13 protein-coding genes are annotated in these 14,669 nt (G+C 70.3%); 11 read left to right on the plus strand and 2 right to left on the minus strand.

Annotated elements, in window-relative coordinates; genetic code table 11:
* Positions 1–7: 7 nt before the first annotated feature.
* The 3 genes from OG884_RS20920 to OG884_RS20930 all read left to right on the plus strand — a co-directional run bounded on the left by OG884_RS20920 (position 8) and on the right by OG884_RS20930 (position 5,308).
* Positions 8–2,980, plus strand: coding sequence for an ATP-binding protein (locus OG884_RS20920; protein WP_326635335.1), 2,973 nt, complete (start codon positions 8–10; stop codon positions 2,978–2,980).
* Positions 2,981–3,315: 335 nt separating this feature from the next.
* Positions 3,316–4,602 carry a MurT ligase domain-containing protein gene (locus tag OG884_RS20925; RefSeq protein WP_326635337.1) on the plus strand — a complete coding sequence of 429 codons (1,287 nt, stop codon included), beginning with the start codon at positions 3,316–3,318 and terminating at the stop codon, positions 4,600–4,602.
* Positions 4,592–5,308, plus strand: coding sequence for a type 1 glutamine amidotransferase (locus OG884_RS20930; protein WP_326635339.1), 717 nt, complete (start codon positions 4,592–4,594; stop codon positions 5,306–5,308). Before OG884_RS20925 ends, OG884_RS20930 begins: the two co-directional genes overlap by 11 nt.
* A 77-nt stretch (positions 5,309–5,385) precedes the next feature.
* Here OG884_RS20930 and OG884_RS20935 read toward each other — a convergent pair whose 3' ends face one another.
* On the minus strand, positions 5,386–5,748 hold the full coding sequence (locus OG884_RS20935) for a DsrE family protein (protein WP_326635341.1): 363 nt from the start codon (positions 5,746–5,748) through the stop codon (positions 5,386–5,388).
* Positions 5,749–5,821: 73 nt separating this feature from the next.
* Here OG884_RS20935 and OG884_RS20940 point away from each other — a divergent pair, with 73 nt between their 5' ends.
* The 3 genes from OG884_RS20940 (at position 5,822) to OG884_RS20950 (ending at position 7,858) form a co-directional block, all read left to right on the plus strand.
* Positions 5,822–6,331, plus strand: a complete 510-nt coding sequence (locus OG884_RS20940; RefSeq protein ID WP_326635343.1) for an FABP family protein — start codon at positions 5,822–5,824, stop codon at positions 6,329–6,331.
* Between the two features lie 91 nt (positions 6,332–6,422).
* Entirely contained in the window at positions 6,423–6,728 is a 306-nt protein-coding gene (locus tag OG884_RS20945) for a DUF2470 domain-containing protein (RefSeq protein WP_326635345.1), read from the plus strand.
* 224 nt (positions 6,729–6,952) lie between these two features.
* Positions 6,953–7,858 carry an NAD(P)-dependent oxidoreductase gene (locus OG884_RS20950; RefSeq protein ID WP_326635347.1) on the plus strand — a complete coding sequence of 302 codons (906 nt, stop codon included), beginning with the start codon at positions 6,953–6,955 and terminating at the stop codon, positions 7,856–7,858.
* 705 nt (positions 7,859–8,563) lie between these two features.
* Here OG884_RS20950 and OG884_RS20955 read toward each other — a convergent pair.
* The gene (locus OG884_RS20955) at positions 8,564–10,030 is read right to left on the minus strand and encodes an XRE family transcriptional regulator (RefSeq protein WP_326635349.1); all 1,467 of its coding nucleotides are present in this window, start codon (positions 10,028–10,030) and stop codon (positions 8,564–8,566) included.
* Positions 10,031–10,210: 180 nt separating this feature from the next.
* Between OG884_RS20955 and OG884_RS20960 the strand changes: the two genes are divergently transcribed.
* The 5 genes from OG884_RS20960 to OG884_RS20980 are packed head-to-tail and all read left to right on the plus strand — an operon-like array spanning position 10,211 to position 14,640.
* Complete coding sequence (locus tag OG884_RS20960) at positions 10,211–11,398, plus strand: hypothetical protein (protein WP_326635350.1); 1,188 nt, start codon at positions 10,211–10,213, stop codon at positions 11,396–11,398.
* The gene (locus OG884_RS20965; protein ID WP_326635351.1) at positions 11,395–11,952 is read left to right on the plus strand and encodes a hypothetical protein; all 558 of its coding nucleotides are present in this window, start codon (positions 11,395–11,397) and stop codon (positions 11,950–11,952) included. The genes OG884_RS20960 and OG884_RS20965 overlap by 4 nt, the downstream gene beginning before the upstream one ends.
* On the plus strand, positions 11,949–12,740 hold the full coding sequence (locus OG884_RS20970) for a hypothetical protein (RefSeq protein WP_326635352.1): 792 nt from the start codon (positions 11,949–11,951) through the stop codon (positions 12,738–12,740). Before OG884_RS20965 ends, OG884_RS20970 begins: the two co-directional genes overlap by 4 nt.
* Positions 12,737–13,834, plus strand: a complete 1,098-nt coding sequence (locus OG884_RS20975; protein ID WP_326635354.1) for a hypothetical protein — start codon at positions 12,737–12,739, stop codon at positions 13,832–13,834. The genes OG884_RS20970 and OG884_RS20975 overlap by 4 nt, the downstream gene beginning before the upstream one ends.
* Entirely contained in the window at positions 13,831–14,640 is an 810-nt protein-coding gene (locus tag OG884_RS20980) for a sugar phosphate nucleotidyltransferase (RefSeq protein ID WP_326635356.1), read from the plus strand. Before OG884_RS20975 ends, OG884_RS20980 begins: the two co-directional genes overlap by 4 nt.
* Positions 14,641–14,669 lie beyond the last annotated feature (29 nt).

The following is a 14,669-nucleotide window of genomic DNA, read 5'->3' on the forward strand; positions in this document are numbered from 1 at the left end:
AGACCAAATGCAGCCAAGTGTGTCCCGTCCGCCCAATGCCCTGACCGGTCCCTGGTACAGAATCCAGGCGATCACGGCGCCCTCCCGTAGTTCCTCCGCCGAGTGGGACTTCGTCACGGTCCTGCCCGCCGTACTCTCCACGGCCCAGCGCAACCGGCCCTTCGTGGTCGGCTGGCTCTCGCGGGGGTCCGGCGCTCCGCTGGAGCTGATCACCAACGCGGGGCCGCTGACCCCGCCGCGCCCACCCCGCAGGGCCGCCACCGAGGTCGAGCACGCCCCCGGCGGTCCCGAGCCGCTGCTCTTTCCCAGCGGCGCCCGCGGTGTCCGGATCGGTGACGAGTGGCTCCGCGACCTGTCCGACCTGGCCTGGACCGTCTGCCCCGGCCGGCAGGCTCCGCCGCTCGGCGGCCGTCGCGAGCCGGACGCCGACGAGCTCAGGCGCCCCACGCTTTTCGAGTCGACGCTGGTCACGCTCATGTCCCGGCCGTTCGCCTGGCTGGTGGTGGCCGAGCAGACCGATCTGCTGGACGCCGAGGTCGCGCACCTGCGTACCCAGCTCAACGTGCTGCGGCAGTACGGTGACGCCTCCGAGCGCTCCCGCTACGACGCGGAGCGGGCCGAGCGACGCATGCAGGAGCTGGACGCCTTCCGCGAGGCGGGACTCTGGAACGTCCGGTTGCTGGCCGGGGCCGCCGGGCCCGAGGAACTGCGCCAGATCGCGCCGGTGCTCGTCGGCTCCGCCGAGATGAGCCACCACCCCTACCGTCTGCGCAGTGCGCTGTCCGGTCCCGTACACGGTTTCGCCGAGGCGCTGACGGTGACCCTGCAGGATCCGGCGGACGGTGCCGCCGCCCCGTTCGCGGCCACCGCCGGGGCGCTCGCCGCTCTCGCCGGGCTGCCGCACCGGGAGGTGCCGGGGGTACGGGTGCTCGACGCGGGCTTCTTCGACGTGACCAGCGAGGCCGACACCGCGCCCGGCGCGCCAGCCGTCGAGCTCGGAGCCATCCTCGACGGCCAAGACAGGCCGGTCGGCTCGTTCAGGGTCCCGCTGGCCACCCTCAACCGGCACGCTTTCGTCACCGGCGCCACCGGCTCCGGCAAGTCCCAGACCGTCAGACACCTGCTGGAACAGCTCACCGGCGCGGGCATCCCGTGGCTGGCCATCGAACCCGCGAAGTCCGAGTACGCCTCGATGGGCGGCCGGATCGAGCACCTCGCCCCGGTGACCGTGATCAACCCGTCCGCCCCGGAGAGCGTGCCGTTCAGCGTCAACCCGCTCGCCCCCGAACCCGGCTATCCGGTCCAGGCCCACATCGACATGGTCAGGGCGCTGTTCATGGCGGCCTTCGACGCCGAGGAGCCGTTCCCGCAGATCATGTCGCTCGCCCTGCAACGGGTGTACGAGGCCAACGGGTGGGACGTGGTCACCGGCTGGGCCGCCCCCGGCGCCGCCGTGCGACCCGCTGTGCCGACCCTCGAACAGCTGCAGCGGCACGCGATGGAGGTGATCAAGGAGATCGGCTACGGACGGGAGGTCCAGGCCGATGTCGAGGGCTTCATCTCGCTGCGGCTGCGGTCGCTCCGGGTCGGCTCCGCCGGCCGGTTCTTCGAGGGCGGCCACCCCGCGGACATCGGCGACCTGCTCCAGCGCAACGTGGTGCTCGCGATCGAGGACGTCGCCAACGACGAGGACAAGGCGTTCCTGATGGGCACGCTGATCATCCGGATCGTGGAGCACCTGCGGATGCGGGCCAGGAAGGAGCGGAGCAGCGGGCTCAAGCACGTCATCGTGATCGAGGAGGCGCACCGGCTGCTCCGCGACCGGGGCGCCGGGCGGGCCAGCACGCACGCCGTCGAACTCCTGGCGGGCATGCTCGCCGAGATCCGCGCGTACGGGGAGGGCATCGTGGTCGCCGAGCAGATTCCCACGAAGCTGGTCTCCGACGTGGTGAAGAACACCGCGCTGAAGGTCATCCACAGGCTCCCCGCCGAGGACGACCGCCGGCTGGTCGGGGCGGCGACGAACCTGAGCGAGGAGCAGTCCCGGCAGGTCGTCTCGCTCCCGCCCGGCGTCGCCGCGGTCTTCGCCGACGGCATGGACCGGCCGCTCCGCATCCAGGTGCCGCTGGGCGAGGACCGCGAGCGCCCGGTCCCCGGCCACACGCCGCCCATCTGCGGCCGCCGTTCGGCGGCGTGCGGGCAGGAGTGCCGCAACGGCCGGGCGTGCACGCTGGTCGAGTTGCGCGAGGCGGACCTGCTCGCCGAGGCGCCCGAGTGGGCCTGGCTGCGGATCTGGACGGACACGCTGGTGCTGGCGTTCTGCACCAACAGGCCGGCGCCCGGGGTGCCCCGGGCGCTGGCCGACCTCTGGGCGGAGCTCCCGGCACGGCGGCGCGAATGCCTGCTGGCCACGACCGCCGAACGGTGCGTGGGCCGCCGCGCGTGGTCGTTGCGGACCGTCAGTGACCCGGCCAAGCTGACCGAGCAGGTCGCCGCGATCGCGACCAGGCTGCTCGGTCCCGACCGCGACCCCGGCGAGCGGCCGGGACCCGCCTGGGTCATCCCGCAGGTGCGGTGGCTGCATGAGGTGGACCGGCTCTTCCCGCACGGCCAGCCCGCGCCCAACCCGCGCGGCTCCGCGCCGGTCATGGAGTACGCCCTGTTCAACCGTCCCGCGGGCGGCTCCGAACTGCTCGGCCACCGGGCCAAGGCGCTCCGCCACCACCCGCTCTCCATGGAGGTGGACCGTAACCGGAAACTGGCCTGGCGGGTGATTCTCGGCGACGACGAGCGCGAGAGTGTGGAGCGCGACATCCTCACCGTCACCATCGGCGTCGACCCGGCCGAACGGCTCCGGCACGTGGCCCAGATGATGGGGGCAGGCTGGCTGGAGAGCGTGCTGTCGTGGCCGCACCGGTTCGTGCTGCCGTTCGACGCCGACTCGCAGGAACCCGTCGAACTCGCCTTCGCCGAGCAGTGAGGTGTGGCCGAGTAGTGAGGTGTGGCCGGGAGGGACACCCGGCCGCATTTCCCGCTGTGGAGCCGGTGGAGCCGGTGGAGCCGGTGGAGCCGGTGGAGCCGGTGGAGCTGGTGGAGCCTGCGGAGTTCGCCTTCGCCGAACCGTGGGAACGGTCGGGTCTGAGGGTCTTTACGCCTCACCGTCACCGGACGGTACGTGTGACGTGCCGTCCGGGGGTGAGGGTGCCGAAGCACGGCTAAGATCTGCGGCATGAACGATTCGGTGATTCCGGCCCTGCGGCCGAGCCGGCCGGCCACCGGGTCGTCCCGCGAACGGTCGCCAAGCGAGGAGACGGTATGACTCAGCTTCCGCTGCGGGCGCAGCTCGCCACCGCTCTCGGCCGGACGGCCGCGACCCTGTCCCGGGTCACCGGACGCGGAGACGGGTCAGTGATCGGAGGCCGGGTCAGCATGCTCCTGGAGCCCGACCTGCTGCGCAAGCTCGCCCGCGACCGCAAGCTCGCGCTGGTGAGCGCGACCAACGGCAAGACCACGACGACCCGTCTGATCACCTCCGCGCTGTCGGAGCTCGGCGACGTCGCCACCAACGCCTTCGGCGCCAACATGCCCGCCGGGCACGTCTCGGCGCTGTCGTCGGCCAAGCACGCCCCGTACGGGGTGCTTGAGGTCGATGAGAAGTACCTGCCCGAGGTGATCGACACCACCGGCGCCGGGGTCATCTGCCTGATGAACCTCAGCCGGGACCAGATGGACCGGGCGGGCGAGATCTGGCTGCTCGCCCAGAAGTGGCGGCGGGCGCTGGCCGGCAAGAACACCCACGTGATCGCCAATGCCGACGACCCGCTGGTGACCTGGGGCGCCTCCACCGCGGCCTCGGTCACCTGGGTGTCGGCCGGGCAGCCCTGGAAGGAGGACTCCTGGTGCTGCCCCGAGTGCGGCGGCCCCCTCGACCGCAAGGGCATGGAGTACGTTCCGCCGGGCAGCCTCGGCTCCGGTGCCCTCTCGGGAGCGGGGGAGAACGACTGGGCCTGCCGTGAGTGCACCTTCCGGCGGCCTGAGCCCTCCTGGGTGCTCGACGACGACGCGGTGATCGACCCGCGCGGGCAGCGCTGGGTGCTGGACATCCAGCTCCCCGGGCGCGCCAACCGGGCCAACGCGGCGATAGCGCTGGCCACCGCCGAGGCGTTCGGGCTGCCCGTCGAGCGGGCGCTGCCCCGCCTGCGCGAGGTCAGGTCGGTCGCCGGCCGCTACACCACCGTGGAGCGCGACGGGCGGCACGCCCGGCTGCTGCTGGCCAAGAACCCGGCCGGCTGGCTGGAGGCCTTCGACGTGCTCGACTCCTCGCTGCCGGTGATCCTCTCGGTCAACGCCCAGGGCCCCGACGGCCGCGACACCTCATGGTTGTGGGACGTCGACTACCGCGTGCTGCGCGGCAGGCCGGTCTTCGTGACCGGGGAGCGGCGGCTCGACCTCGCGCTCCGGCTGGACGTGGCGGATGTGCCGTTCCAGCTGGCCGGATCGTTCGAGCAGGCGCTCGGCGCACAGCCGCCGGGCAAGGTCGACGTGATCGCCAACTACACCGCCTTCCAGCAGATTCGATCGGAGTTCGGTCGTGCAGTCTGACAGCGCCCTGCGCCTTGTTTGGATTTATCCGGACCTGTTGAGCACTTATGGCGACCAGGGCAACGTCCTGGTCCTGGAGCAGCGCGCCCGGCGCCGCGGCATCCCGGTCGAGACCGTGCATGTGCGCTCGGCCGACCCGGTCCCGGAGAGCGGTGACATCTACCTGATCGGCGGCGGCGAGGACCGGCCGCAGATCCTGGCTTCCGAGCGGCTCCGGCGTGACGGCGGCCTGCACCGGGCCATTCAGCGGGGCGCGGCCCTGCTGGCCGTGTGCGCGGGCTACCAGATCATGGGCACCACCTTCGGCGGCGAGGAGGGGCAGCCGGTCGACGGCATCGGCCTGATCGACATCTCCAGCGGCCGTGGCGAGGGCAGGGCCGTCGGCGAGCTGGCCGGGGAGGCGGACCCGGCACTCGGCATCCCGACGCTGACCGGCTTCGAGAACCACATGGGCGTCACCCGGCTCGGGCCCGGCATCCGGCCACTGGCGCGTACGGCGGTCGGCACGGGTAATGGCGACGGCACCGAGGGCTGCTACACCGGCAAGATCGTCGGAACCTACCTGCACGGTCCGGCGCTCGCCCGTAACTCCGGCCTCGCCGACCTGCTGCTCACCTGGGCGGTGGGCGCCCAGCTGCCGCCGATCGACGACTCCTGGTTCGAGCGCCTCCGCGAGGAGCGCCTGGCCGCGGTGCTGCCCGGCTGACGCCGGAAACCGGCCGTCCGGCGTTGCCGGGCGGCCGGAGGGCACGCCTCACGAGGGGGCCGTCAGTAGAGGGGCCGTCAGTAGACGAGAGCCTGGACGCCTTCGCCCAGGACCTCCTCGACGAATGTGGGCGCGCCCGCGATGCGGATGCCCTCGATCAGATCGTCGACCGTGATGCCCCGCCGGGCCGCGCACTGCGTGCACAGTGTCACCCTGCCGCCGGTGAGCACCGCGTCGAGCAGGTCGCCGAGCTGGGCGGCGTGCGGGAGGGAGAACTCCTTCGCCCGTCCGGGGAGGGCGAACCACGCGGACTCGCCGGTCAGCCAGAGCGAGACGGGGACTCCGCTCGCCAACGCCGCCGCGGCCACCGTGAACGCCTGGTTGCAGCGCTCGGGTGAGTCTTCGCCGACGGTAACCTTGATCACCAGTGATCGTGCCATGCCCGAAGCCTATGCGGGTCCGCCCCTTCCCCGCCACGGCGGGATCCGCGTGACAGGGCCTAGGCTCGGACCCATGGACGTTCCCGAACTGCATCCTGATCTTGAGCCGATCGCCTTCCTCGTGGGCGTGTGGGAAGGCGCCGGCGTCGGGGGATATCCGACGATCGAGAGTTTCAACTTCGGCCAGGAAATCGTCTTCGGCCACAACGGTAAGCCGTTCCTGACCTACAGCAGCCGCACCTGGCTGCTCGACGAGGCGGGGGAAAAGGTCCGCCCGCTGGCCACCGAGACCGGTTTCTGGCGTCAGCTTCCCGGGCGTCAGCTGGAGGTGTGCCTGTCACATCCCACGGGCATCGTGGAGATCTACGTCGGCGAGGTGGTATTCCACAAGATCGAGCTCCACACCGATGTGGTGGCCCGCACCGCCACCGCCAAGGAGTACACCGGAGGCCACCGGCTTTACGGCCTGGTCAACGGCAACCTGATGTGGGCGTACGACATGGCGGCCATGGGCCAGCCGATTCAGTCCCACATCTCGGCCGAGCTCAAGCGGGTCGGTGACTTCGTCCCCGACGCCGGGTGAATTCCCGAAGGGGCGCGAGCCGGGTATCGGATGAGCGCTCCTGCTCGCACCCGGGGGCGACAGAGGCAGGGCGCTGACTACGCTTTGTGGGATGAGCACTCCCTTCACCCCCGAAGCGGTCGAGGCCATCAAGCGCCACATGAACGACGATCACGCTGACGACGCGCTACTGATCTGCAAGGGCCTCGGCGGACAGCCCGAGGCCACCAGTGCGACGACGACCGGTGTCGACGCCGAGGCGATCGAGTTCGCCGCCGTGGTCGGCGGGCTTGAGATTCCGGTCCGGGTCCCGTGGAGCACCACGCTGACCGAACGCGCGCAGGTCCGTACGGAGGTCGTCCGCCTCTATCGGGACGCCTGTGCGGCCCTCGGCGTCCCCGCCCGCGGCGAGCACTGACCGGCGCTCCCTCACATTTCATCCCTTGGGCGACTTTCGCCCTGAATTCCTACTAAAAGCACTAAATAAGGGAGTAATTCGGAAAGAGGAAGGGCTGGTGGGGGCGTTGGTGACAGTCGGGTCAACGTCAGGATTGATCATGGCATTCATGGAAAGCTCCCAGATGCTGAAATTTCCTGAAATGAGGAGGCGCGGTGAAACCGCGAGCCCTTGTGCTGGCGCCAATGCGAGGTCCGGAGTGGGACCGTCTGAGAGAGCTGATCGACGTCCACTACGACCCGGCTGAGCACAGTCCGCACCCGGCGGCCGACCTGGCCCGGCGGCTCGCGGACACCGGGGCGCGCATCCTCATCACCGAGTCCGACGAGGTCGCGGGCCCGGTGCTGGATCTTCCCCTGCTGGTGGTGGGCTGCGCCCGCGGCGACGCGGGGAACGTGGACCTCGGCGCGGCCATCGACAGGGGCATTCCCGTCGTCTGCGCCCCGGGGCGCGACGCCGACGCGGTGGCCGAGCTCACCCTCGCCCTGATCCTCGCGGTGACCCGCCGGGTTGCGGTCGGCGACCGGGAGATCCGCCACGGCATGGTCTCCTACCGGCGGCACCGCGCGTGGGAGCTCGCGGGCCGGACCGTCGGCCTGATCGGCTACGGGGCGGTCGGCCACGCGGTGGCCTGGCGAATGAGGGGGCTGGGCATGCGTGTCATGGTCTACGACCCCGAGGCGGCGGAGAAGCGGTACGGCCTCGACGTCCTGCTGGCCCAGGCCGACGTCGTCTCCGTACACGCTCCCGCGTCGGCGGGTCTGCTGATCGGCGCCGTGGAGTTCGCCGCGATGAGGACCGGAGCGATCTTCGTCAACACCTCCGACGCGGTCCTGCACGATATGAACGCCCTCGTCGGAGCGCTGAAGGCGGGCCATCTGGGCGGCGCGGCCCTCGACAGGTTCGCCGGGGACTGGCTCGACCCGGCCCATCCGCTCGCCGACATGGACAACGTGGTGCTCACCCCGCACCTGGGCGCGGGAACCTACGACACCGAGATCAACCACACCCGGATGATCTGCGAGGACATCGTCAGGATCCTCGGCGGGGAAAGGCCGCTGCACTGCGCCAACCCCGACTTCCAGGGATGACGACCTCCGGGGCCTCGGACCCAGGAGGGACCCCGGCAACGCGGCGGCTCAGCGGTCCTCACCGACGAACACCGAGAATCAACGAACGGCATCGCGCCCCCGGAGCCGTGACATAGCGGGGGCGGTCGCGAGCGGTCCCGAGGATGTACGGGGAGGGCCTGGAAAGAAAAGCGCCTGGAAAAGGGAAGAACCCCGGGCCGCTTCCTCCCTGCTGAGCGGGAGGGCCGGTGGACCAAAGGCGGGATTGCCCGCCCCCGGCGGCCCGGGGTTCCGGTGATTGTCGTGGATTCGCCGAACGTCGCCAGACGCCCGGACAGAGTCCGGTCGCGGCGTCCTAGCGGACAGCCACCTCGCTAGCCCAACTATGATCAACCATTGTTCGGACCACCTCCTTTCGGCGTGCCTGTACGTTATGAAACCGACCACGCTTAGAGCAAGTGGATATTTCGACCCTGGCATCCTGGCTGGCCCGCCCTCTCCACGAGGGCCGATGGGAAAAGAATGGGAACATCCTGCCAACGATTGAGCTTTCCGGGCTTTCGCTGACGGTTCCTGGACACGGGGCAGCACCCGCTCCGCTGCACCGCCGGGGACCACCTGCCGCACATGCGCGTACAGAGCTGAACCGAGACCACCTTGACATCCAACCCGGTCTCCAGCGCGCGCGGACCGCAGTCAGCGTCGAACGGGGACGCGATCAGCCGATCAGCTTCGTTGACCATTGGGCTCATCACTGATCCGGCCGACCAGCATGAGCGCCGGCAAGGCGCGAATGCGGTCTTGTAGGTCTTCGGCCTCGACGCCAGGGCTGGCGACGGTGAACAAGTCGTGGTTGAGGTCGCGAAGCCTGACACGGCTGGTCTCCCGCAAGGCCGGTGCGGGAATCACATCGAGTACCTCAATGCCAAGTGCTGCGGCATCGGAGAGCTGGCCGCGGGCAGCCTCCGCGCGTGCGAGGACGAGCGTGGCGGCGGCCCAGCCGGGCCGACCGACGGGAAGGGACCGTCGCGAGGTCTCAGCGTGGCCGCGGGCGGCAGCGTGGTCGCCGAGTTGAAGGTTCGTCTCGGCCAGATGCAACTGGAGTTCGGCGCGGTCGAAACCGAACCGACCCGGACGTTCGCCGTCCGGGTCGGCCTCCAGCTTTCGTTGAGCGTTGGCCATCACCAGGGCGGCGTCCGACCGGGAGCTTTCTCCCAGGTAGGCAAGGGAGCGCAACTGCCCCCAGGCGAGGATCTGAGCGCGGCGGAGCGGGGTCTCGGCGTACTCGTATGCCTGCTGCGCCAGCTCCAGGGCTTCGACGGGCCGGTTGCCCGTGTACGCGGTCATCGCCTGAGCACCAAGCGACCAGCAGATCAGATCGTTGTCGCCGACCGCGGTGCCCAGCCGCGCGGCGGTCGCGAAGTGAATCGCCGCCGCCGGGTAGTCCGACAGGTGGAACGCCAAGTTGCCGACCAGAGCCGATAGCCAGCCCGCGAGCCGCCGAAGTTCGACGCGGGCACCGTCGAGCTGGGGAAGCTTCAGCATGCCGCTGACCAGTGCCCGGGTCCGATGCACCTCGATCGCGAGGAGACCGGGCGGGAACGCCGAATAGTTCACGTCGTAGTAGGCCAGGGCCGCGGCGAGATTCTCCAGAGCGAGCGGCCCCCCGGCGGGCCCTTCGACTTCCAGGGCCAGGGTGACGGAGTCGCGGAGGGCGGCCAGGATTGCGTTGTCGTGATCGGCCGTCATCGAATCCCCATCCGTGTATCTCGGTCGCGGAAGTGCTCGCCCGTCACGGTATGCCCGGCTGCCACCGCCCATATGCGGTACGAGCGTGGTGCTGTGGTGGAGGCCGAGTTGGGCGGGGTCTGCCTGATACACCGCGCACAGGGCCGCTGTGTAGTCGTGACCAGGGGTGATCTCTCCGTGCTCATACTTGCAGAGCATGCTCGCGTTCAGCAGCGACTCGCCGATCCGAGTCCGCTCGTAGAACTCCGCGATCTCGCTGATGGTCTGGGCGCGCGACCAGCCGAGCGCCCACCGCCACGCCTCCAAAGGCAGAACCTGCGGCAGCTCACGGACGATCGCCGAGGCGATTTGCTGGAGCGGCCATTGCTGCCGTTGCCCCTGCCGGCGGATCTCCTGGGCTCGGCGTGAGAGTTCAGCCCGCCGCATCCGACTGATCGTCGCCATAAGGCGCGCACCTCCCAGTGCGTCGCTGGGCACCGATCGTAACCCCGCCGTGGCGGTCACGACATTGTCTTGCCGGCAATGGCCGAGGCAATGTCCTGCGCCGATGGCGGCATTGATGCGTTCACCAGCGGTCCAGCACCGTGAGGAGGGTCCGCAGCGCTCGTTTAGGGAGCCGATCGCTTGACGAACCTCAAACCCATCGCGGTCACACCGGCCGCCACCGGCCCCGGGCTGGAGGGCCGCGAATGGACTCCGGTGATCGACCAGCACGCCTCATGGCTGGCGGTGAACCCGATCCAGGGCTGCCCCAAGAAGTGCACCTACTGCTTCTTGAACCAGCGGGGGCAGACCCGGGTCGCTCCGGTCCAGCTCCACACTCCCGCCCAGACCGTCCAGTTGCTGCTGGAGTCGGACCTGTACGGGCCCGATCGGCCGGTCGCCCTATTCACCTGGACCGACGTGATGGCAGTGGCGCCCTCACGCGCCTACCTGGCGGAGCTGCTGCGGGCGTTCGTCGCCGCAGGGCTCCCGAACGCGGTCGTGCTGATCACGAAATGCCGGGTGCCCGCCGACACCATCGAGGCCATCACCCAAGCACAAGTCGCGGGCCTGCGCGTCATCGTCTACCTCAGCTACTCCGGACTCGACGCCGAGATCGAGGTCGGCGTCCGGCACGAGCAGATCCGCGACAACTTCCCGGCGCTGCACGCCGCAGGAATCCCGATCGTGCACTACTGGCGGCCCGCGTTCCCGGCGTTCACCACCAAGGAGATCATGATCCGGGTGCTGGACACCGCCGCCAGATACGCCACCTGCACCATGGCCGCCGGCCTGAAAGTCGAACCCGAGGCCCTCGACCGGCTCGCCCAGCTGTGGCCCGCGCTGGCCACCACGCCGGGGGTGACCGAGGCCGAGGGGGTGTACCCCGAGTCGTTCTGGGAGTTCATCCACCACACCTCCGACCGCCACCCCGGCCACCCGGTGTTTCACACCAACTCGTGCGCGCTGGCGTACGTACTGAGGGAAACCGACCGGTTCGGCGTGTACGGCGGGCAGGTCTGCACAACCCGTAACCGCTGCCCGCAGGCCCAACGGACACGATGCGCCTCCGCAGCGACCGCGGCCGTTCCCGACCACGCCGCGATCTCCGCGGCCCTGGCCCGGCGAGGGCTGGCCGGTGCCGCGTTCGACGTCCTGCCGGAGCGGCGCGAGCTCGTCATTCACGCCGCGGTCGCCAACCGGCTGGTGTCCGCCCTCACCCAGGACCTCGGTGTGCGGATCAGCGTGGCGGGTCAGGGGGCGGACGCCTACTGGAGCAGCGGCACCTCGGGCGCCCGTCCTCTGATCATCAAGGAGGGCCATTCATGATCGGTAACGACGAACTGGCGGAGATGCTGGAGCAGACCCGACAGCTGCGCCGAGGGTTCGCCCCTACCGCGCCCCGCTCCTGGGATGCTGCCACCGCCGGGGCCGAGCTCGCGGTGCAGCTAGGACACCTGGCGTTGTGCGTCGCCCGCCGCCACGGCATTGACATGGTCGCCTACGACGACCCGGGCAGGCCGATCAGCGACATCGGCGACGAACTCGCCGATGTCACCTTGGCGGCCCTCAGCATCGGTGTCCTGGCCGATGAACCGCCCGCCTCAATCCGCTCGTCCCACTCGGCCGCTTCGGTGATCGAGGCGCTGCTGATGCTTCTGGTCTGCGCGGGACGAGCCGCAGAAGCCGGACTGGTCAGCGCCGGCTACCGGCACCAGCCCACCGGGTCCCCGCCACCCGTCCCCGAAGCGTGCGCGACGACCCTGCAGGCCGTCGACCGGCTCGCCGAGCTGCTCGGCCTGGACCTGCCGGAGCAGTTCCAGGCGATGTACACCGACGCCACCCGGTTCCTACGCTCCCACCAGAACGGAGACCAGGCATGACGTTGCTCCAGCGCCTTGGCGACGGCCAGGTCCTCAAGCTCATGAGCGCCTCCCGCAGCACTCCGATCCGCTGGCTGACCGCCGACGATGTTCAAGCCCTCCACGTCGGCCGCTACATCGAGGAGCTGCGCACGGTCGGAGTCCAACTGCCCGCCGACGTCAGGATCGTGAAGTCCGGGCGGCGGCCCGCAGTCCAGCACCTGTGGATTCCCGGAACGCCGCTGCCCGATCTGGCCGCACACCACCCGGTCCTGTTCACATCAGCCGTGCGGCAGATCGCCGCGTGGGTCGCCGCTCTCGATTCCAGCGGAGCCCGTCTGGACACCAACCTGGCGAACTTCGTCATCAACCCCGACGACGGCCTGGTCTGCATCGATGTGCTGCCGCCGCTGCTGACCGATCTGCGCCCCCCCGAACACGACGACTGGCAGCGCCTGTTCGGCGGACTGTGCTACGACACCGACATCACGATGTGCGCGCTGGCCGGCTACGCAGCCCGCGCGCTCCTGGCCGCGCACGGTACCGGCGTCGCCGACCACATCCCAGACCTTGCCGGGCTCTGCCCCGGCCACACCCACCCGGATCGGCTGCCCGTCCACTGGTTCCACCTCCGGCAGAAGGCCGCGGTGGTTGCGCTGTGCGGCGAGATTCCCCCGCGGACCGCGCTGAAGGTGTTCACCGCCACGTCGGTCCTGCGGCTGCGTAACACCCCGACCGCCGCCCGGCAGGCACGTATCGACGCGGGCCTGGCGGCGATGCACCGCCTCGACCCGAAAGGCAGCCTGTGACCACCCACACCGACCTGACCTGCTACGCCGGTGACGTCCCGCTCACCGTGATGAGTACCCCCGCCGACCACGAGGCTCTGTCCCGGCACATCGCCGACTACCTGGCTGGCCGCATCGGGGAGCTACAGCTGCCCGGCTACCAGATTCATGTGCACACCGACACCGGCCGGTTCCGCACCGCCGCGGCAACCTTCACTGAGCTGGCAGTCACCACGGTGCAACCGGTTCCTGGGGTCACCCTCAGCGAAGGCCGCATCGGTGCCGCAGGCCGCTGCTACACCGTGGCGGCGGACGTGCTCGAAGGACGGCCCGGAGCCTGGGCCGTACAGGTCGAAGGACCCGTCATCGACCTGTACGTGGCCGAACGGGCCGCCGCGCCGAAGTACACGCTGCGCGTGATCCGCGAGGTGATGCTGCGGACGTACGAGTCCGCCGGCGGAATCGTCTTCCACGCCGCCGGGGTCGACATCGCCGGCCGCACGGTGATGGTCTGCGCGAACCGCGGCGCGGGCAAGACCACCACGCTCGCGGCGCTTCTCCACGGCCTGGGCGGCCGAGGAGCGCTCCTGTCCAACGACAGACTGATCATCCACGGGCAGCGGCGGGTCGTCGCCGTGCCCCTCCCGGTCCCGGTCGCCCGCGGCACCCTGGAGGCGTTCCCCGAACTCTGGGCCGCGGTACCCCCGGGGGAGGCGGCTGCTCTTCCCCGCCAGTTCGGCACACGAGACAAGACCGCCTTGTCCGCGCGGACGTTCGCCACCGCGTTCGGTTCCCGCCAGATACCCGGGTCGGTCCTGCACACCCTCGTCGTCCCCCGCTTCACCGACACCACCCAGCCCCCGCAAGCACGCCGCCTCACCCCGGCCGAGACCCTCAAGGTCCTGACGGAGGCGTGCTTCACCCCGGTAGATGAGTTCTGGCTGCCCTGGCTGATCCACCGCACCCCCGGTGACGCCGAGCTGGCCAAGGCCGCAACGGCCCTTTGTGCCCGCCTCGCGGTCTCCGTGCCCTGCTTCCAGGTGGAGTACGGGGTGCGCGGCCCGATCGACCGCCTTCATCGTGTCCTGGCCGACCTGATCGGAGATCTCCTATGACCCGCCTTCCTCAGCGCCCGTCGTGCCCGGCAGTGGTGACCGCAGCCGGGTACGGAACCCGATTTCAGCCGTTCAGCACCTGGGTTCCCAAGGAGATGCTGCCGATCGGCTCCGAACCCGCCCTCGGTCACGTCATCACCGAATGCCTGGCGGCCGGCGCGGACCTGGTCCACGTCGTCACCCGCCCCGGCGACCAGATCATCCCCGCCTACATCAGCGGCCTGCGCGAGGAAGGCCTCCCTGTGAGGGCAACCCCTGAGGACCTGTCCCACGGGTACGGCAACGCGGCCCCGCTGCTGACCCTCGCCCAGCAACTGACCGACTGTGACCTGTTCATGGTGGCGTTCGGTGACGATGTCCTCCTCGGCGGCGTCCCTGGCGCAGACCTGGCAGCCATGCGCGAGCAGGCCGGGCGGGGAGCGGACTTCGTCATCGCCGCCCAGCTCATCGACCGCGCCGACATCGGCTCGTTCGGAATCGTCGACCTGGCCGAACCCGGCGGGGACCGGGTCAGCGGGATCCGGCAGCGGCCCGCCCCGGCGACCGTCGACGAACCGCTCGCGGTGGTGTCCCGCCTGGTACTGCGCCCGTTCGTCCTCCACCAGCTCATCGCGCGCCCGCAAGCCCGCGGTGAGGTCGACCTCGGCCTCGCCGTCGGAGAACACGCCCATACCGGCGATGTACGTGTACGGAGACTTTCCGCCGACTGGGTTACCGTCGGAGAGCCCCGCCGCTACGCGGACGCGCTCACCCGTCACTGGCGCGACCACGCCCCGCCGCCGACGCCCCTGCGGGCAACGCCCTGACCACCCTCGCTGTGCCGTCTGGGAGGACA

This window comes from Streptosporangium sp. NBC_01755, from assembly GCF_035917995.1.
In the GTDB taxonomy this organism is placed as follows: Bacteria; Actinomycetota; Actinomycetes; order Streptosporangiales; family Streptosporangiaceae; genus Streptosporangium.